This is a genomic window from Pseudomonas fluorescens, from assembly GCF_000802965.1.
Lineage (GTDB): Bacteria > Pseudomonadota > Gammaproteobacteria > Pseudomonadales > Pseudomonadaceae > Aquipseudomonas > Aquipseudomonas fluorescens_A.
Genome location: NZ_JSAK01000003.1, coordinates 21006 through 41376 on the forward strand (window position 1 = coordinate 21006; position 20371 = coordinate 41376).

The 20371-nt window shown below is 58.7% G+C and carries 15 protein-coding genes; 6 read left to right on the forward strand and 9 right to left on the reverse strand.

The features are described from left to right. Positions 1–30: 30 nt before the first annotated feature. The 3 genes from pcaF to pcaR all read right to left on the reverse strand — a co-directional run bounded on the left by pcaF (position 31) and on the right by pcaR (position 3981). Entirely contained in the window at positions 31–1236 is a 1206-nt protein-coding gene (gene pcaF / locus NL64_RS03250; RefSeq protein WP_172668638.1) for a 3-oxoadipyl-CoA thiolase, read from the reverse strand. A 270-nt stretch (positions 1237–1506) separates the two neighbouring features. After that, complete coding sequence (locus NL64_RS03255) at positions 1507–2853, reverse strand: MFS transporter (RefSeq protein ID WP_034146734.1); 1347 nt, start codon at positions 2851–2853, stop codon at positions 1507–1509. 285 nt (positions 2854–3138) lie between these two features. Continuing rightward, a complete protein-coding gene (gene pcaR / locus NL64_RS03260; RefSeq protein WP_034146735.1) occupies positions 3139–3981 on the reverse strand; it encodes a pca regulon transcriptional regulator PcaR in 843 nt (280 codons plus the stop codon). 686 nt (positions 3982–4667) lie between these two features. On the opposite strand from pcaR, the gene NL64_RS03265 reads away from it, so the two are divergent. Together NL64_RS03265 and NL64_RS03270 are read left to right on the forward strand one after the other, a co-directional pair. Beyond that, on the forward strand, positions 4668–4868 hold the full coding sequence (locus tag NL64_RS03265) for a hypothetical protein (RefSeq protein WP_034146736.1): 201 nt from the start codon (positions 4668–4670) through the stop codon (positions 4866–4868). Between the two features lie 376 nt (positions 4869–5244). Further along, positions 5245–6720: an inorganic phosphate transporter gene (locus NL64_RS03270; protein WP_034146737.1), complete on the forward strand. Its 1476-nt coding sequence runs from the start codon at positions 5245–5247 to the stop codon at positions 6718–6720. A 268-nt stretch (positions 6721–6988) separates the two neighbouring features. Here NL64_RS03270 and ccoM read toward each other — a convergent pair whose 3' ends face one another. The 3 genes from ccoM to NL64_RS03285 form a co-directional block, all read right to left on the reverse strand. Next, complete coding sequence (ccoM, locus tag NL64_RS30880) at positions 6989–7099, reverse strand: cytochrome c oxidase subunit CcoM (protein ID WP_034146738.1); 111 nt, start codon at positions 7097–7099, stop codon at positions 6989–6991. A gap of 143 nt (positions 7100–7242) precedes the next feature. Then, positions 7243–7404: a hypothetical protein gene (locus tag NL64_RS30325; RefSeq protein ID WP_008016476.1), complete on the reverse strand. Its 162-nt coding sequence runs from the start codon at positions 7402–7404 to the stop codon at positions 7243–7245. 100 nt (positions 7405–7504) lie between these two features. Continuing rightward, positions 7505–7846, reverse strand: coding sequence for a hypothetical protein (locus NL64_RS03285; protein ID WP_034146740.1), 342 nt, complete (start codon positions 7844–7846; stop codon positions 7505–7507). A 230-nt stretch (positions 7847–8076) separates the two neighbouring features. Here NL64_RS03285 and rapA point away from each other — a divergent pair, with 230 nt between their 5' ends. After that, positions 8077–10923: an RNA polymerase-associated protein RapA gene (gene rapA, locus NL64_RS03290; protein ID WP_034146741.1), complete on the forward strand. Its 2847-nt coding sequence runs from the start codon at positions 8077–8079 to the stop codon at positions 10921–10923. Between the two features lie 183 nt (positions 10924–11106). Here the strand turns inward: rapA and NL64_RS03295 are convergent, their stop codons facing one another. Further along, complete coding sequence (locus tag NL64_RS03295; protein WP_034146742.1) at positions 11107–12459, reverse strand: spinster family MFS transporter; 1353 nt, start codon at positions 12457–12459, stop codon at positions 11107–11109. 509 nt (positions 12460–12968) lie between these two features. On the opposite strand from NL64_RS03295, the gene NL64_RS03300 reads away from it, so the two are divergent. Beyond that, positions 12969–14957 (forward strand): putative bifunctional diguanylate cyclase/phosphodiesterase, encoded by a 1989-nt coding sequence (locus NL64_RS03300; RefSeq protein WP_437176908.1) that lies wholly within the window; start codon positions 12969–12971, stop codon positions 14955–14957. Here the strand turns inward: NL64_RS03300 and NL64_RS03305 are convergent. Then, positions 14914–15810 (reverse strand): NAD(P)-dependent oxidoreductase, encoded by an 897-nt coding sequence (locus tag NL64_RS03305; protein ID WP_034146744.1) that lies wholly within the window; start codon positions 15808–15810, stop codon positions 14914–14916. The genes NL64_RS03300 and NL64_RS03305 overlap by 44 nt on opposite strands. Before the next feature lie 198 nt (positions 15811–16008). On the opposite strand from NL64_RS03305, the gene NL64_RS03310 reads away from it, so the two are divergent. Beyond that, positions 16009–18216, forward strand: coding sequence for a hypothetical protein (locus tag NL64_RS03310; RefSeq protein WP_034146745.1), 2208 nt, complete (start codon positions 16009–16011; stop codon positions 18214–18216). 309 nt (positions 18217–18525) lie between these two features. On the opposite strand, the gene NL64_RS03315 is transcribed toward NL64_RS03310, so the two are convergent. Continuing rightward, positions 18526–18831, reverse strand: coding sequence for a DUF2288 domain-containing protein (locus NL64_RS03315; protein WP_034146746.1), 306 nt, complete (start codon positions 18829–18831; stop codon positions 18526–18528). Positions 18832–19180: 349 nt separating this feature from the next. On the opposite strand from NL64_RS03315, the gene NL64_RS03320 reads away from it, so the two are divergent. Next, positions 19181–20308 (forward strand): branched-chain amino acid ABC transporter substrate-binding protein, encoded by a 1128-nt coding sequence (locus NL64_RS03320; RefSeq protein ID WP_034146747.1) that lies wholly within the window; start codon positions 19181–19183, stop codon positions 20306–20308. Positions 20309–20371: the final 63 nt, after the last annotated feature.

Sequence of the window (20371 nt, forward strand, 5' to 3'; positions counted from 1 at the left end):
CCTCAGTTTCTTATTAGTCGGCAGAGCGCGTCAGACGCGCTCGATCGCCAAGGCCAGACCTTGGCCGACACCGACGCACATGGTCGCCAGACCTTTCTTGCCACCGGTTTTTTCCAGCTGATGCAACGCGGTCAGTACCAGGCGTGCACCGCTCATGCCCAACGGGTGACCCAAGGCAATCGCGCCACCGTTCGGGTTGACCTGGGGGGCGTCGTCGGCAATCCCCAGCTCGCGCAGCACTGCCAAGCCTTGGCTGGCGAAGGCTTCATTGAGTTCGATCACGTCGAAATCGCTGACGGCCAGGCCGAGGCGTTCGGTCAGTTTACGCACCGCTGGCACCGGGCCAATGCCCATGACGCGCGGAGCGACACCGGCACTCGACATGCCCAGCACTTTGGCGCGAGCGGTCAGACCGTGTTTCTTTACGGCTTCAGCCGAAGCCAGGATCAACGCCGCCGCACCGTCGTTAACGCCGGAGGCGTTGCCCGCGGTGACGGTTTTGTCCGGGCCGTTGACCGGTTTCAGTTTGGTCAGGGCTTCGAGGGTGGTGTCGGCGCGAGGATGTTCATCCTGGCTGACGACGGTTTCACCCTTCTTGTGGGCAATGCGCACTTCGACGATTTCTTCGGCGAAAAATCCGGCGGCTTGCGCCACGGCCGTGCGCTGCTGACTGCGCAGTGCGAAAGCGTCCTGATCCTCGCGGGAAACTTCGTAATCGTCAGCCACGTTGTCGGCGGTCTGCGGCATCGCGTCGACGCCGTACTGGGCTTTCATTAACGGGTTGATGAAGCGCCAGCCGATGGTGGTGTCTTCGAGCTTCATGTTGCGCGAGAACGCGGCGTCAGCCTTGCCCATCACGAACGGCGCGCGGGACATCGACTCAACGCCACCGGCAATCGCCAGCTCCATTTCGCCACTGGCGATAGCGCGGAACGCGGTGCCGATGGCGTCCATGCCCGAAGCGCAGAGGCGGTTGAGGGTCACGCCAGGAATGGTTTCCGGCAAACCGGCCAGCAGCAGCGCCATGCGCGCCACGTTACGGTTGTCTTCGCCGGCCTGGTTGGCGCAGCCGAGGAACACCTCGTCCACGGCGTTCCAGTCGACCGACGGGTTACGCTCCATCAGCGCCTTGATCGGCACGGCGGCCAGGTCGTCAGCGCGTACCGTCGACAGGCCACCGCCGAAACGGCCGATGGGGGTACGAATTGCGTCGCAGATATAAACGTCACGCATCATGCTTCTCCGGGCTTCGAGATCACGCAGGGCGGGCTCCCGTTTGTTATTTCGACGTAGTAAAAAAGGCGCCGATGCGCAGCGCCGTAATGGTTAAAGATTAAGCTCCCGGCACAGGTCAAACAATTCGATAATCGACTGAGCGTTCGCTTATCGAACACATTGTTGTCTGGCTATCGTTTTGTCGCCTGCAAAAGATCGCAGCATGGGGCAGCTCCTACAGGTGTACACATTCCTCTGTAGGAGCTGCCGAAGGCTGCGATCTTTTCCTAATCAGGTCGCATCCGCGTGACTGACCAAACCCTTGATCAGCACCGCCGCCGTCGCCAATGCGGCCGGAATCACCAGTGCCGTCAGCACTTGCTCGAAATTCCAGCCCAGGCCCAGCAGAGTCGCGCCCATCCACGCACCGAGGATCGCGCCGAAGCGGCCAATCCCGAGCATCCATGACACACCAGTGGCGCGCCCTTGAGTCGGATAGAACCGTGCCGCCAGCGAAGGCATTGCCGATTGCGCACCGTTGACGCACATACCGGCCACCAGCACCAAAGTCGCCAGAATGGTGATGTTGCCCAAGCTCTGCCCTACCGCGTAGGCAAACACCCCGGCCAACAGGTAAAAAGTGCCGATGACCTTGTGCGGATTAAACCGGTCCATCGCCCAACCCACGCCCACCGCGCTCAATACGCCGCCGAACTGGAACAATGCACCGATAAACGCCGCTTGTTCCATGCTCGCGCCACTGTCACGCATCAGGGTCGGCAGCCAACTGGTCAGCAGGTAAACGATCACCAGGCCCATGAAGTAGGTCAGCCACAACAGCAAGGTGCCGACGCTGTAGGTACCGGAGAAGATCACCGCAAACACGTTGCGCGCCTTCACGGTTTTCTGTTCCGGCACGCTGAAGCTTGATGCCTGGGCCACCACCGTCGGATCGATTGGCGCCAGCGTCTTGCGTACTTTGTCGGTGCCGCGATTACGGACGACAAGGAAACGCGCCGACTCCGGCAGCCAGAACAGCAAAACCACGGTGAGGATCAACGGCAGAATCCCGCCGATCAGCAGCAGACTGTGCCAGCCGAAGGCCGGAATCAGTTTCGCTGAAATGAATCCGCCACCGGCCATGCCCAGGTTGAAGCCGCAGAACATGCTGGTCACCAGCAGGGACTTCTTGCGCTCCGGGGTGTATTCCGACAGCAGCGTCGTGGCGTTCGGCATACCGGCACCCAGCCCAAGTCCGGTCAGAAAGCGCAGGACCAACAACTGGTCGACGTTGGTGCTGTACGCGGAAGCCAGACTGAAGGCGCCGAACAGAAACACCGCCCCCACCAGTACGACTTTTCGCCCAAAGCGGTCAGCCAACGGACCGGAACCCAGTGCACCGAAGACCATGCCAATCAACGCTGCACTCATCACCGGGCCAAGACTGGCGCGATCGATGCCCCAATCCTGGGACAGCGCAGGTGCGATAAAACCCATGGCCGCCGTGTCGAGGCCATCGAGGAACACAATCAGGAAACACAGGATCACCACTCGCCACTGGTAGCGCGAAATGGGTTGGGCGTTGATGAAGGACTGCACGTCGAGGCAGTTTCCTACAGCAGACTGAGGCTGATTCATTTTTTATTCCACGCAAAAACGCAGTCGAACAGATGCCAGCCAGCGATCAGGCTGTCACAAGAAAGGGGATGTCGGGATCAGGCGATCCGGTTCCGGCAGAGATTCCGGGGAGAACAGCGACAGTCGGGGAATGTGCGCATGGGGGTGCCTCGTTTCATTATTATGGGGTCGTCGTCCGGTGCCGGATCGAAATCGACAGCGCCGGAAAACGCTGCCGCGACATTAATGAGCCAAGGGAAAGAGCGTCAATTCAGCAAACGCGACTCTGTGCGATTATCGAACACCTTAGGTAAACAACTGCGTACTGAGATCGCGACTGGCACTCAACAGACCGGGCAGGAAGCGCTGCTCCAGTTCATTGCGGCTGACCCGTCCGGCATGGGTACTGACGTTGAGGGCTGCCACCACCTGACCGGAAGCGTCGTACACCGGAACGGCAATCGAGCGTAGTCCTTGCTCCAGTTCCTGATCGACGATGCACCAGCCTTGTTGCCGTACTTCTTGCAGGCATTCGAGCAAGGCTTCGGGGGTATGAATGGTTCGACTGGTCTTGGCTTGCAGGTCAGCGTGATCGAGATATTCGTGCAATGAAGTGTCATCCAGGGCGGCAAGCAGAATCCTGCCCATCGATGTGCAATAGGCCGGCAGACGCCCGCCCACCGAAAGATCGACCGAAATCAGGCGCTGGGTGGTCGCCGAACGGGCGATGTACAGGATGTCATCCCCTTCCAGGGTGGCCATGTTGCAGGCTTCATGCAGTTGCTCGCTCATGCGGTCCAGATAGGGCTGGGCCGAAACCGCCAGCGGCGTCGAGGACACATAGGCGTGGCCGAGGGTCAGCACTTTGGGCAGCAACGAATACGTGCGGCCGTCCGTGGTGGCGTAACCGAGTTTGATCAGCGTGTGCAGGCAACGTCTTACAGCGGCGCGGGGAATTTCCGTACGATGGCTGATCTGGGCAATGGTCAGGTGCCGTTTGCGCTCCTGAAACGCTTGCACCACGGCCAGTCCACGAGCCAGGGAGGTCATGAAATTCGGATCGCCGGTCAACGCCTGGATCCGCTTGGCAGGTGATGCAACGATCGGCGGTGCGACCGAAGCGAAGGAGTTGCGCAATTGATCGTTCATATAAGGCCCTTTTCCCACACGGATCAGCGACTATTACAAGCGGCTACCGGTCCGGTACACAAGCCCGAGCCAGAGAGATCGGGCGATTATCGAACCATCGACCGATAATCGCAATTGGCGCTTTCTGCGATTCGTCCGATTCCAAGCGGATTGCGCTGCCTGCCTTATATGTATGTGCAGATTCCAATGCCGGAGTTAAAGAGATCGATAGTTATCCAAAGTTGTTCGACTTAAGAGCGTCAGAAAAGCATCGCGGCGATGTGACATCATCCCGCCAATTTAGTTAACGGCGAATAGTTACAGGTAAAAGACATTCACACATCAGGACCCACTTTTAACTCTTTGACGATAGTGTTCTGTCAATCGCTCGCTATAATGCAAATTAGTAGCCACCCGGTTCCTTACTTACCGAATGCGCTACAGGGTAGCGTGATGTTCCATCGTCGCTGCCTCCAGCAAGCGCCTGAGGCTGACTGCATTGGCATGTCACCGCGCTCGCTGAAACAGGATACTGATGCTGCGTCAGCTATTTATCTCTGGTGTCGTGGCCGCCCTGCAACATGGAAGTATCGATCGCGCTGCCGTCAACGAGGCCTTCACCGGTCACGTCCTTTCGACAAGCGTGTTCGATACATTGCATGCAGCGCGTTTCACCAGAATTTATCTCAACTCAATCAGGTAGCACTGTGACGAAAGACGAACTGCGCGTGGAACTTGAGCGCCAGGAACAACGTTACAAGGAAGTTTACGGCGGGGAAGTCACCACCTACGCCGCCCAGCCCGAACCGGAACGCAAACCCTGGCGTAAACGCGCCACTGTTCAGGATCAGGTCTTCAAGCAAGAACTGGAAAAAATGGAAAAGGAACTCAAAGCCGAAGAGCCATGACGGCCTCGGCTTGAATCCTCGAGGGGTCTGCGCTGACACCCGTTAAAAGCGGGATGCACAAATGTTGCCTTTTGCGCCCGCTACGAGCGGGCAGCGGCCGCCTTGCTCATCTGACAGGGTAAAAGGCTCATATCTGACCCTCCTCTCAGAAATTTCATACAAGCTTTCAAACCTCACCTTCAGGTGAGCGAAAGGCTTGCGGCATCGGCCTTTCCAAAGAAATTCAATGACTTGCAACCCCAGGGAAAACAGCGGGGCTGAGGGCATGGCTGCAAGATAATTCGTTGAAGAATGTTACCGATGAGCAGCAAGTGCATCGATTCACTGTCTTTTCTGGCATAATCGCGCCCCCTTATGACCGGGTCAGAAAACCTTCATGATCGATTTATTCAGCGGACTGGATGCTTGGGTGCTTGTGAGCCTCTTGCTCGCCCTGGCTTTTGTCCTCGCCTTCGAGTTCATCAATGGATTTCATGACACCGCTAACGCGGTAGCCACTGTTATCTACACCAAAGCGATGCCGCCTCATCTGGCGGTGTTCTTTTCCGGTGTGTTCAATTTCCTCGGCGTGTTGCTGGGCGGCGTTGGCGTGGCGTATGCCATCGTTCATCTGCTGCCAGTGGAGCTGCTGATCAATGTGAATACTGGCCATGGTCTGGCGATGGTGTTCTCGTTGCTCGCCGCCGCCATCACCTGGAACCTGGGCACCTGGTACTTCGGTATCCCTGCCTCCAGTTCCCATACGCTGATCGGCTCGATCCTCGGTGTGGGCCTGGCCAACGCCCTGATCAACGATATTCCGTTGGCCGATGGCGTGAACTGGCAGAAGGCGATCGATATCGCCATGTCGCTGGTGTTCTCGCCGATGGCAGGCTTCCTGATCGCCGCGCTGATTCTGATCGGTCTGAAATGGTGGCGTCCGCTGTCGAAGATGCACAAGACGCCGGAACAGCGCCGCAAGATCGATGACAAGAAACACCCGCCGTTCTGGAACCGCCTGGTGCTGGTGATCTCGGCCATGGCCGTGAGCTTCGTGCACGGTTCCAACGATGGCCAGAAAGGTATCGGCCTGATCATGCTGGTGCTGATCGGTATCGTGCCGGCACAGTTCGTACTTGATCTGAACAGCACCACCTACCAGATCGAACGTACCCGCGACGCGACCCTGCACCTGAACCAGTTCTACCAGCGCAACGCCGACACCCTCGGTGAGTTCCTGGCCCTGGGCAAAAGCGTGGAAGGCGATCTGCCGGAGAAATTCCGTTGCAACCCGCAACAGACCGAACCGACCATCACCGCCCTGCTCGGCACCCTCAAGGGTGTAGCCGACTACCACTCGCTGCCGTCGGATAGCCGCATCGAAGTCCGTCGCTACCTGCTCTGCCTGGACGACACGGCAAAGAAAGTCAGCAAGCTGCCAACCCTCGGGGCGCGTGAAAAAGCTGACCTGGACAAGCTACGCAAAGACTTGACCACCACGACCGAATACGCGCCGTTCTGGGTGATTCTGGCCGTTGCACTGGCGCTCGGCCTGGGCACCATGGTTGGCTGGAAACGCGTGGTACTGACCATCGGCGAGAAGATCGGCAAGCAAGGCATGACCTATTCCCAGGGCATGTCGGCACAGATCACCACCGCCAGCCTGATCGGCATGGCCAACATCTTCAGCCTGCCGGTATCCACCACCCACGTGCTGTCCTCGGGCGTGGCCGGTACGATGGTCGCCAACAAAAGCGGCCTGCAAGGCGGCACCGTCAAAACCATCCTGCTGGCCTGGGTCCTGACCCTGCCAGCGACGGTGGCACTGTCGGCCGGCCTGTTCTGGCTGGCTTCGAAGGCACTCGGCAGCTGACAGGCAGCCGAACGAAAAAGGCGCGCTCCGCAAGGACCGCGCCTTTTTTATTGCCAAATTTTCGCAACACCACAAATCACTGTGGGAGCGGGCTTGCCCGCGATGAGGCCATACCTTTCAACATCATTGCTGGATGATAGATCGCCATCGCGGGCAAGCCCGCTCCCACAGTGATTGGTGTACAGGGTCCAAATCGCAGGCAAAAAAAAAGGCAACCGAAGTTGCCCAAAATGCCTTGCGTGCTCATTACATCCAGAACGACCTGCGGTTATTTCCGCTTGTGCGAATCCTTCCAGATAAAAAATCCGAATCCTGCAAAAAATACAAACATGAGGCTGACAGTCAGCACTCCGGCGATCACCACGTTGTCGAAAAACATGACGCGTCTCCTGTACTTGCCCTGTTGCGATAGGGCTAAGTTAATCAAACGGGCAGGAGAAAATATTGACCGGGATCAATGTCGCCACAAACTGGGCGAAAGGAAGGGGAAGAACTGACCTGCATCAATAGATGCAGGTGGTTTCAACGTTTCTTGGGTTTGTTTTTCGGCTTTTTCTTGGCCTTGCCCAACGGCATGGCTTGCTCGAATGCCTGACGCACTTCATTCAGGCGCTTGTCATTGAGGTCATGGACACGCTTGGCGCGTTCGGCGTTGAGGTCGATCAGCTTGTCGTCTTGGCTCATGGCAGTCAGTGCATCGCTTGAATTGAGATTTCGCTGCCGCTTCATTCGGCAGGATTGTGCCAATAATGCGGTCTGACGACGGCGCTGACCAGTCGCCAGCTCAAATCTCGATATCGACCCACAAGCCCTGACGGGGCTGATCTTCCATCAGTGGCGCCACCGGAACGGTGTTGTCGGCATTCAGTTCATCACCGGGAATCGCCAGGTGCGCTTCGGGGTCATCATCGGCCTCACGACGGCGCCGCTCGCGCTCCTGCTGCTTGCGCTGTTCCTCGCGCAACAGCAAGGTGGCTTCTTCAGGATCGCGATTTTTCAGGTCGATGGTGCTGTCGCTGGAGCTCTCTTGCATCGGCACCACGGGCGCGATGTCAGGGCGCGGACGAATCGGATCGTGCTGTGACGTGATCGGCACGGCACTCAGTGGCAGCATCGGTGGCAGCATATTTATTGATCTCCTGTCAGCAAGCTGTCGGCTGCGGGGATGGCGACTTGAGCCATCGGTCGCAAACTGTGACCCAATCGGCACTGTGGAGTGCCCTTTCGCAAGAAAAACTGCATCCTGCTTCAACTTGCGGCTTGTAGCTTAAAGCTTGCCGCTGCTCCTATTCTTTTGGCCCTCAAGCCCTCATTCCGTTAAGATAGCCCGCTTTTTCAAGGTGGGAGTCAGGCAGCATGGCGCAGCAGTATCAACCGGGGCAACGCTGGATCAGTGACAGCGAAGCCGAGCTGGGTTTGGGCACCGTTCTGGCACAGGACGGCCGCTTGTTGACCGTGCTCTACCCGGCCACTGGCGAGACTCGCCAGTACGCGCTACGGAATGCGCCCCTGACCCGCGTGCGATTTTCGCCGGGTGACTCCATCACTCACTTCGAAGGCTGGAAACTGACCGTTCGCGAAGTCGACGATGTCGACGGCCTGCTGGTCTACCACGGCCTCAACGCGCAGAACGAAGTGGTCACTCTGCCGGAAACTCAACTGTCGAACTTCATCCAGTTCCGCCTGGCCAGCGACCGATTGTTCGCCGGGCAGATCGACCCGCTCGCCTGGTTCTCCCTGCGCTACAACACCCTCGAACACACCAGCCGCCAATTGCAGTCGTCGCTGTGGGGCCTGGGTGGCGTTCGTGCTCAACCGATCGCACACCAACTGCACATCGCCCGCGAAGTGGCCGACCGTATCGCGCCACGGGTTTTGTTGGCGGACGAAGTGGGTCTGGGTAAAACCATCGAAGCCGGTCTGGTGATCCATCGCCAACTGCTCTCGGGCCGCGCCAATCGCGTACTGATCCTGGTGCCGGAGAACCTGCAGCACCAATGGCTGGTGGAAATGCGCCGCCGTTTCAACCTGCAAGTCGCGCTATTCGACGAAGAACGCTTCATCGAAAGCGATGCCTCCAACCCGTTCGAAGACACTCAGCTCGCGCTGGTGGCACTGGAATGGCTGGTGGAAGACGAAAAAGCCCAGGACGCGCTCTTCGCCGCCGGCTGGGACATGCTGGTGGTCGACGAAGCGCACCACCTGGTGTGGCACGAAGATCAGGCCAGCCCTGAATACTCGCTGGTCGAGCAACTCGCCGAAACCATTCCTGGCGTGCTGCTGTTGACCGCAACGCCAGAGCAATTGGGCCAGGACAGCCACTTCGCTCGTCTGCGCCTGCTCGATCCGAACCGTTTCCATGACCTGCACGCCTTCCGCGCCGAGAGCGAAAACTATCGCCCGGTGGCCGAAGCCGTTCAGGAGTTGCTGGAGAAGGGTCGCCTGTCGCCAGAAGCACACAAGACTATCCATGGTTTCCTCGGCAACGAAGGCGAAGCCTTGCTGACCGCCGTCAACGATGGCGACACCGAAGCCAGCGCCCGTCTCGTGCGTGAGCTGCTGGACCGCCACGGCACCGGCCGCGTGCTGTTCCGCAACACCCGCGCCGCCGTGCAGGGTTTCCCGGAACGCAAACTGCACCCGTACCCGCTGCCGTGCCCCGACGAATACCTCGAACTGCCGCTGGGCGATCACGCTGAGCTGTACCCGGAAGTCAGCTTCCAGGCCCAGCCGGACGCCAACGAAGAAGAACGCTGGTGGAAATTCGACCCGCGTGTCGAGTGGTTGATCGACACCCTGAAGATGCTCAAGCACACCAAAGTGCTGGTGATCTGCGCCCACGCCGAAACCGCCATGGACCTGGAAGACGCCCTGCGCGTGCGTTCCGGCATTCCGGCCACGGTGTTCCACGAAGGCATGAACATCCTTGAGCGTGACCGCGCTGCCGCTTACTTCGCCGACGAAGAGTTTGGCGCGCAAGTGCTAATCTGCTCGGAAATCGGCAGTGAAGGTCGTAACTTCCAGTTCTCCCACCATCTGGTGCTGTTCGACCTGCCGTCCCACCCGGACCTGCTGGAACAACGTATCGGTCGTCTGGACCGGATCGGCCAGAAGCACATCATTGAGCTGCACGTGCCGTACCTTGAAACCAGCCCGCAAGAGCGCCTGTTCCAGTGGTACCACGAAGCGCTGAACGCGTTCCTCAACACTTGCCCGACCGGCAACGCCTTGCAACACCAGTTCGGCCCGCGCCTGCTGCCGTTGCTGGAAGAGGCCGACGATGGCGAGTGGCAAGCCCTGATCGACGAAGCCCGCACCGAGCGTGAGCGTCTGGAAGCCGAGTTGCACACCGGCCGTGACCGCTTGCTGGAACTCAACTCCGGTGGCGCCGGCGAAGGTGATGCGCTGGTCGAGGACATTCTTGAGCAAGACGATCAGTTCACCCTGCCGATTTATATGGAAACCCTGTTCGACGCATTCGGCATCGACAGCGAAGACCATTCGGAAAACGCCCTGATCCTCAAGCCGAGCGAGAAGATGCTCGACGCCAGCTTCCCGCTGGGCGACGACGAAGGCGTGACCATCACCTACGACCGCAACCAGGCGCTGTCTCGCGAAGACATGCAGTTCATTACCTGGGAACACCCGATGGTGCAGGGCGGTATGGACCTGGTGCTGTCCGGTTCCATGGGCAACACCGCCGTGGCGCTGATCAAGAACAAGGCGCTGAAACCCGGCACCGTGTTGCTCGAACTGCTCTACGTCAGCGAAGTGGTTGCTCCGCGCTCGCTGCAATTGGGCCGTTACTTGCCGCCGGCCGCGCTGCGTTGCCTGCTCGATCCAAACGGTAACGATCTGGCGGCCCGAGTGTCGTTCGAGACCTTGAACGATCAACTGGAAAGCGTGCCGCGCGCCAGCGCCAACAAGTTCATCCAGGCCCAGCGCGATCAGCTGACGCCGCGGATCAACGCCGGCGAAGAAAAAATCACCCCGCGTCATGCCGAACGTGTGGCTGAAGCACAACGTCGCCTGGCCGCTGATACCGACGAAGAACTGGCGCGCCTGACCGCGTTGCAAGCGGTCAACCCGACCGTACGCGACAGCGAACTGGTTGCCCTGCGTAAACAACGCGAACAAGGCCTGGCCATGCTCGACAAGGCTGCGCTGCGACTGGAAGCGATTCGGGTGTTGGTAGCGGGTTAAGCCCCCTGCCCTACCGGTAATAAACAAGGCCCGCAGCGATGCGGGCCTTTTTTTGGGGTGGGTCGCGCGCCCCCGTAGGAGCCGGCTTGCTGGCGATGGTCGTTAACGATGACGCGTATGGTCTGGTTAAACGCGCCGCATCCAATCGCCAGCAAGCCGGCTCCTACAGGTTTTGCGTGATTGCTACAAAGCCGCTGCCGTTGCAACCTCAGGCCCAACCACTGCCACCAACCCCTCCTTCATCCGCTTGGCATCCTGCACAAAACACCGCGAAGCCAGCACCAGAAACACCATGGTGAAAAACAGCGCCACCGGGATCAGGTACATCGCATCATGCAGGCCTACGGCCTTGAACGCTTCGGTCATCTGCTCGGCACCGGCCGAAAGCATGGCTGTGTGGGCAAAGTGGTCGGACAACGCACCGACCACCACTGGCCCCAACCCACCGCCCAACAGATACAAGCCAGCAAAGAACAAGGCCATGGCCGTGGCGCGCAAGCGCGGCTCGACCACGTCCTGAATCGCCGTGTAGACGCAGGTGTAAAAGTTATAGGCAAACAACCACCCCAGACTGAACACGGCCACGAATACGCCGATTTCGATGCGTCCCGAATGCAGCGCCCACGCTGTGCACACGGTAGAGATGATGAGGCTGAACGCGGCAAACAATAGACGTCCGTTGGCTACACGCTGGTGGATCTTGTCCGCCACCCAGCCGCCCAGTGTCAGGCCGAACAACCCGGTCACACCGACGATCACCCCGGTCGCCACCGCAGCCTCCTGCAACGGCATCAGGAAATAGCGTTGCAGCATGGGCACCAGAAACGAGTTGCAGGCATAGGTGGCGAAGTTGAAACACAACCCGGCCATCACCAGCCACAGAAACGTCGGCACCGCCAGCACCCGGCGGATCGGCCGGTCAATCTTCTCCTGCGACACCTGCACGCTTTCCGCCGCGCCGCGTTTCGGCTCCTTGATGAAAAACATGAAGATCGCCAGGATCAGCCCCGGCACGGCGGCAATAAAGAACGGCGCCCGCCAGCTGTCGAACGCCTTGACCATCGCACCGATGGTGAAGAATGCCAGCAACAACCCAAGCGGCAAGCCGAGCATGAAAATGCCCATGGCCCGCGCCCGACGGTGAGCCGGAAACAAGTCGCCAATCAGCGAGTTGGCGGCCGGTGCATAACTGGCTTCACCGATGCCCACGCCCATGCGCACGATCAGGAAACTCCAGAAACTACCCACCATCCCGTTGACCGCCGTCAGCCCGCTCCAGACCGCCAGGCCCCAACCCATCAGCTTGCTGCGCGAGCCGGTATCGGCCATGCGCCCCAGCGGCAGGCCGGCGATGGCGTAGACGAGGGTGAACGCCGTGCCGATGATCCCCAGCTGAAAGTCGCTGAGGTGCCATTCCATGCGGATCGGTTCGATGATGATGGCCGGGATGGTGCGGTCGAAAAAGTTGAACAGGTTGGCCAGGAACAGCAGGAACAGAATGCGCCAGGCATTCGCCGCTTGGGTCGAGTTCTGCATGGGTCCGTCTCTTTATTGTTATGGGGGGCTTCACTGCCACCGGGAACTTGCAATCTAGTCAGGCCGGCCTGAGCTGTCTGTAATTATTCGTAAAGCTGATACCGCACCATGGAAGCCGACGCGGCCCGTGTAACTGGTTATTTCCAATCGCTCTAAAGTCCATTCCAAAAAGAGTAGGGATCAATTAGCCATCACGGCTTGCGTTCAGCGCATGGCCTCTATACTCCAAGACATTCGCCAGCGCTCATTGCGCCGGCCAGACATATACGACGGGGCATGCGATGGAGTGGCTTGGTCTGCATTTCATTACCGAGCTGCCAGAGAGTGGGCAGGTCATACTCAATTGCTTACATGACCCTTTTCTGGTGTTACTGGCTTATCTCGTCGCTTGTGTTGGCAGCTTCGCCACACTGGATATGGCGGATCGGCTTGCGCATGCGGAGAAACCCGCTTCTCAGCGGCTCTGGCGGTGGGTCGGTGCCGGATGTCTCGCGGGCGGGATCTGGGCCATGCACTTCATCGGCATGCTGGCGTTCCAGGCGCCGATCACCGTCCACTACCAACTGCCCGTCACCCTTGTCTCTCTGCTGATCGCCTTGGTCACGGCGTGGTGGGCGATGCGCACCCTCAGCCTCCCGGCCCTGAATTTCGGGCACTGCGTCAAGGCTTCGATCTGGATCGGCCTGGGCATTGCCACCATGCATTACGTGGGCATGTCCGCCATGCGCTCGCAAGCGATCATCTATTATCAGCCGGCGTTGTTTGCCCTCTCCGTCGTGATCGCAATGTTTGCCAGCCTTGCGGCGCTGCTGCTGGCGAGCTATTTGCGCAAGGGCGCCGGGATGTTCCATCAATTGCTCAAGTACAGCGCCAGCCTGGTGCTCGGGGCAGGCATCGTCAGCATGCATTTCACCGGCATGGCCGCCTTCAACCTGGTATTGCCCCCCGGCAGCCTCATGACGCAACCGGGGGAAAACAATCACCTGCAACTGGGGCTGACGGTCGCGGTCATGACCCTGCTGATCATCGGCAGCAGCATCAGCGCCGCCCTGGCGGACAAGAAGCTGCAAAACAAGGAACGCGACCTGCAGCGGGTCAATTCGCTGCTGAGTCAACTGGACCAGGCGCGCCTGTCGCTGCAACAGGTTGCGCACTACGACGCCTTGACCAACCTGATCAACCGCCGCGGCTTCAACCAGATCTTCGCCGAGAAGCTCGCCGAGAAATCCCGCGAAGGTGGCATGCTCGCCGTGCTTTTCCTCGACATCGACCATTTCAAACGGATCAACGACAGCCTCGGCCATGACGCTGGCGATGAACTGCTCAAGGTGCTCGCCCACCACATCAAAGCGTCCATACGCAGCGACGAAGACGTGGTGGCGCGCTTCGGTGGCGATGAGTTCTGCCTTCTCATCAACCTGCAAGATCGCGAAGAGGCTCGCCAGCTGGCCCAGCGCATCATGCTGAGAATGAAGGCCCCGATTGAGCTGGCCGGCCGGCGCATGGTGATGACCACCAGCATTGGCATCAGCCTGTTTCCGCACGATGGCAGGACCTGCGAAGAGCTGCTGAAAAACGCCGATCTGGCGCTGTACCAGTCCAAGGGCAACGGCCGCAATGGCCTGAATTTCTTCAGTGCCAATCTCAAGGTACGGGCCACGCTGGAGTTGCAACTGGAAGAGGAACTGCGCCGCGCACTGCACGAAGACACCGGCCTGATGCTCTTTTACCAACCGATTTACGACTTGAAAACCGGCCAGGTCAACAAGCTTGAAGCATTGATTCGCTGGCAACACCCCGTGCATGGGTTCCTGACACCGGACCGCTTCATTGCCATCGCCGAAGCCAACGGCCTGATCGCCGAGCTGGACAACTGGGTGCTGCGAAAGGCCTGCGAAGACCTGGCCGAGTTGTCTCGTCAGGGCTGCGAGGAACTGAAGATTGCGGTGAATTGCTCGCCCCTGAACCTGGCCCGCGAAGAACTGGCCGATGAGATCGAACGGGCGCTGCGCAGCGCCGGCGTGGCCCCCCAGCGGCTGGAGCTGGAGGTGACCGAAAACGCCCTGATGGGCAACATCGCCGATACGTTGGTGCTGCTACGCCAGATTCGTGACCTTGGCGTCTCGCTGTCGATCGACGACTTCGGCACCGGCTATTCATCCCTGGCCTACCTCAAGCGCCTGCCGCTCAACACGCTGAAGATCGACCGCTCATTCATTCAGGAGATCCCCAAGTCCATCCAGGACATGGAAATCGTCCAGGCCATTATCGCCATGGCCCACACCCTGCATTTACAGGTGGTGACCGAGGGCGTCGAAACGTTTGAGCAGTACCAGTTTCTGGAACACCAGGGTTGCGATTTCGTCCAGGGTTACCTGCTCAGTCGGCCGGTGCCGCTGGTTGACTTGCATCCTGTCCTGAACGAAATCAACCAGCGCAAGCAGTCGTACACGGTCATGCCATTGAGTCTGGTTCACGGTACATCTGCACTAATGTAGAAGGGTCTTTTTCCAGGAATCCCTGGCTCCCGTGCAGTCGCATCAGTTGTGCGGCCAAGCCGCTGATCGGTGTTGCCGATCCTTGTTCGCGGGAAAACTTCACCGCTGTATCCAGATCCTTGAGCAAGGTTCGCACGTGCCACTTGACCGGTTCGAAACGGCTCTCGGCCATTTGCGGGGCGAGGATCTGCAAGGGTTTTGAATCGGCAAAACCTCCGGCCAGCGCCTCGGCGATCAGGCTTGCGTCGACTCCGGATCGCTCCGCCAGCGCCACCACTTCGGCAATCACCAGTGCATTGCAGGCGACGATCATCTGATTGCACGCCTTGGTCACCTGACCGGCGCCGACAGCGCCCATGTGGGTCACTCGCTGCCCAAGGCTCAACAAAACCGGTTTGACCCGCTCAAGATCCGTCGCAGTACCACCGACCATGATTGCCAGGCTGCCAGCCTCGGCGCCGACCACGCCGCCGGAAACCGGTGCATCCAGCCAGCCCATGCCTGATTTGCTGACAAGCTCTGCTGCCATTTCCCGCGTCGCAGTAGGCTCCAGGCTGGAAAAATCCACCAGCAACTGACCACTTTTCGCACCGCTGACAATGCCCGCCTTGCCGAAAACCACCTCACGAACCACCGCCGTGTCGGCCAGACACAACATCACCACATCGGCGTTCTGGCACAACTCGGCCGGTGTGGCGACCTGCCGTGCACCGGCATCCACCAGTGGCGCGCATTTGTCCGGGTTACGGTTCCACACCGTCAGCGGATAACCCGCCGCGAGCAAACGCCGGCACATTGGCAAGCCCATCAGCCCGATTCCGGCGAACCCCAACGAAGGTAGCGTTGACATCATTTGGCCTCCTTTTGATTAAAGATCGCTGAATAGTGGCCGATTCATCATGACTTAGGAAAGGATTCCCCCGAGCGACGTTCAGGCCAAAGTGCTGACGCTCGGGACAAATACGCGCTGCTAAAAGACGCGATTTCTCATTCCGTGACGGTTCGACGACTGCATGTCGGCCAACCAACCAGCCCAGGTACATGGCGAACAATGACTTCTAAAAATAACCCGGCGACTGCGGTACCCGACCTGACTTTGAGCCCTGCGGCCAACAGCCCTGCCCTGACACCGTCGAAGCCATTGCCCCCGTCACGCCCGCTGGCGACCCAGCAATACCTGTATTTCACCGAAACCAACACCGACCGCATCCTCGATAACCTCGACGGCCTGCGTGACATGGTATTTCCGCGCCCACCGCATCTGGACGGCGACAACGAGCAGCATAACGATCAGGAATTCCCGTCGGTGTGCCTGATCGGTCTCGGCCGCTGCGGTTCGAACATCGCACTGGATGTCGCGGAGCTGGTGTACAACGCCCGCAAGTTCTACCTCAACGAATTCAACAACGAAGATCGCCTGTCGCCGGACAAACGCTACGCCGAAAAGGGCTACAGCCCGGCGCAATGGATTCGCAACAACCTGCGTCTGGGGCAGAACAAGGCCACCAAACCGGTGTTTCTGGTCGAGCCACTGGTGATGCTCGGCGACCTGGACAAAGACATCGCCGGTCGCATCCGCTTCTCGCGCAAGGGCGAAAAGAGCGGCTTCCTGCGCGACTACAGCAAAATGAAAATCATGGACTTGTCGGAAGTCCACGCCGGTGGCGCCGGTAACGCGCCGATCCTCGGCCAGTACCTGGCGAAGATCATCCTGAACAAGGACACCCAGCGTTTCTCCAGCCCTGACTGGAAGATGATCCACTCGTACCTGATCGACAGCTGCGGCATCAAGGCCAACCAATCCCGCCTGTATTTCTCGATCTTCAGTGCCGGCGGCGGTACCGGTTCGGGCATGGCTTCCGAGTTCGGCCTGGCCCAGCAGCACTCGTACATGAACAAGACGTTCGACACCAAGCCGATGGACGAGCACGACAGCAAAAGCGGCCACTCCTTCGTTTTCGAGCCGATCTTCACCAGCGGCATCTGCGTGCTGCCGAACATTTCCGATCATCGCAGTGAAATGTCCGAAGCGCTGCACATCAACGCCGGTCGCCTGTTGTGCAAATACCTGTCGGAGGAGTGGGACTTCTCCTACAACTTCGCCAATGAAGACAGCAGCGAAGCCAGCGTCATGGGCCGTATCCGCCCATGGAACGCGATGATGCTGATCTCCAACGACATCATGCGTTACGCCGAAGAGAGCGATGACGGCAACATCCAGAACATTGATGTCAATGCGATGGAGAAGCACGCCAACCAATACATCTCGCAGCAGATCTTCAACATTCTGACAGCGCAAGCGGTCACGACTGACTACGACCAGAACTATTTCCGTCGTGCCGGCATCGACATCGGCGAAACCATTCGCCTGGATGCCAACGACCTGTTCATGAGTCTGGCCGGCCCGGTGGCGATTGCCTACGCTGAATCCGTCGTACCGGAAACCCCGCCGCCGAGCAGCGACAAGTTCAAGGTGTTCGAAAAAGAGCCGCAGCGCCTGAACATCGACGACCTGTTCTTCCGCTCCATCGACCTGCCGCACTTCAACAAAGTCACTCAGGCCATCGAAGGCATCAGCCTGCTGCCGATCGAATCCAAGCGCTATCGCGCATCGCTGGAGCAGTACAAGAATTCTGGCTATGACGCGGCAGCCCTGCACGACCTGCACTTCTTCAAGAACTGCTCGTCGGTGGTGTCGATCGTTTCGCTGCCGAAGGACTACAAACTGTCCTATATGGACCTGAACCGGTTGAAGACGCACCTCAACAACCTCTTCCCCAACACCACGCTCAAGCGTTATGCGCTGGTGATCGGCGCCTCGGCCAACCTGTCGCTGACCACCCTGATCGCCAAGAGCCCGTGCCTGTCCGACGATTTCCTGACGCTGATCGTAGCTTTCATCAAGCGTTGCTTCGCGCGCAGCCCGTACCGTTTCGACGAGACCCTGGACAACTCGATGCTGGACTTCATCATCAATGAAGAATTCGACGAAGACCGCATTGACGACTTGCTCAACGAATTCGAGAACCCGGCGAAGATTCTCGATACCAACTGGTACGCGATCAAACCGATGTACGAGAAGAAGTACCGCGAGCTGATCAACGACAAAGACAAGTTCGTCTCGATCAACGACATCCGCCTGTCCCGGGATTGCGTGAAGAAAGCGATCAAGTACCTGCGTGAGATCTACCGTCATCGCATCGGCAAGACCAAGGTTATTTCGCTGAATAACCATACGGGCAAGACTTTCTCGGTCTGATCCAGAACCGAGTTGCCCCAGTCGCTGGCAAGCCAGCTCCCACAGGTTCGTGGCGTACACATTATTCGTGAACGTTCCGGGGCATTGTGGGGCCTGGCTTGCCACCGATGAGGCTCTGAAATTCACTGAAGATTTCAGCCGATCCAACATCCAGAAACAATTGAGCAGCCCTCACGCAGCTCTCTCAACTGTTCCCGTTACGTTTACGTCACCGTGAGGCTGTGGCCTTTCTCTACGGCAACGTGCCATCACGCTACTCGGCTACACACTTTCCACCGACAAACCTGCGCACCAATTAGGTGCTACCAATCAAGCTTGCGCTCTTTCCTGGATCATAATCCACGGCGAAACCACCACCGCCCACAACTCTGGATCGCGTTCGAAGAGATCCAGCGCCCGCGTTTCAGAGAGCTTGGCGACTGTGTCGGCGGCCAGCCAGGCGGCCACTTTCTCGCTGTCATCCGTGGCTATGGCTTCAGCCGCAGCGATCAAATCCAGACCAGGATCGACCCACAATAGGGCACCCTTGGCAAAGAACGGCTCCAGCTCTTTCCAGGTAATAGATGCGGTTTCACCAAGCAGCTTGGCATAGAGGGTGCTAGGTTCTTGATTCATGGGTCCTGTCCGAAAAGAAATCGACGCAATGATAACGTTGGTGGTCTGGCAGAAAAACCCGGATGCAATTTGTATAACTGAACGAAAAGAGCAGGAAAGCCAAGGAATGCACGGAATCTGGCTATAAGCCCGTCAAAGCCCCGCCGCAATTCTGTCTTTTTCATTCAAAAACGCGACACCCCCAAGTTTTGCCCCCCGGCGCCAGCTTCCCAGGCTGACAATCGGCGCTCTACACTGTACCGGTACAGTTGCCGAGGGGCTTTTCCGGGGATGTCGTCGATATCTGACCCGGTTCTGCCGCCCTGAGGCGCCAGGACTATAAAAACTACAACAGTAAGAGTGGAGCACTATGACTAAGGCTACTAAGCAGATTTCCAAACTGTTTGCCGCTATGGTTCTGGCCGGGGTTGCCAGCCATTCGTTCGCAGCTGACACCATCAAGATCGGCATCGCCGGCCCTAAAACCGGTCCTGTAGCCCAATACGGCGACATGCAGTTCAGCGGCGCCAAAATGGCCATTGAACAGATCAACGCCAAAGGCGGCGTAGACGGCAAGAAGCTCGAAGCCGTTGAATACGATGACGCCTGTGATCCAAAACAAGCGGTAGCGGTCGCGAACAAAGTCGTCAACGACGGCGTCAAGTTCGTCGTTGGCCACCTGTGCTCCAGCTCCACCCAACCGGCTTCGGACATCTACGAAGACGAAGGCGTGATCATGATCACCCCGGCTGCCACCAGCCCGGACATCACCGCCCGTGGTTACAAAATGGTGTTCCGCACCATCGGTCTGGACAGCGCCCAGGGCCCTGCCGCCGGTAACTACATTGCCGACTTCGTAAAACCGAAAATCGTTGCTGTCCTGCACGACAAACAGCAATACGGTGAAGGCATCGCCACCGCCGTGAAACAGACTCTCGAGAAGAAAGGCGTCAAGGTTGCCGTGTTCGAAGGCATCAACGCCGGAGACAAAGACTTCTCGTCGATGATCTCCAAACTCAAGCAAGCCAACGTCGACTTCGTCTACTACGGCGGCTACCACCCGGAGCTGGGTCTGATCCTGCGTCAATCCCAGGAAAAAGGCCTGAAAGCCAAGTTCATGGGTCCGGAAGGCGTGGGTAACGACTCCATTTCGCAGATCGCCAAAGACGCTTCCGAAGGCCTGCTGGTGACCCTGCCGAAGTCCTTCGACCAGGATCCGGCCAACGTTGCCCTGGCTGATGCGTTCAAAGCCAAGAAAGAAGATCCAAGCGGTCCGTTCGTGTTCCCGGCTTACTCGGCTGTGACCGTGATCGCCGACGGCATCAAGGCTGCCAAGTCCGAAGACACTGCCAAAGTGGCTGCAGAAATCCACAAAGGCACCTTCAAGACCCCTACCGGCGACCTGAGCTTCGACGACAAGGGCGACCTGAAAGACTTCAAATTTGTGGTTTACGAGTGGCACTTCGGCAAACCAAAAACTGAAGCCAAGCCTCAGTAAGGCTTTGCCTGACTGACTGCCAATAAAGCCCACGGCGTGCCGTGGGCTTTGTTTTACGAACGT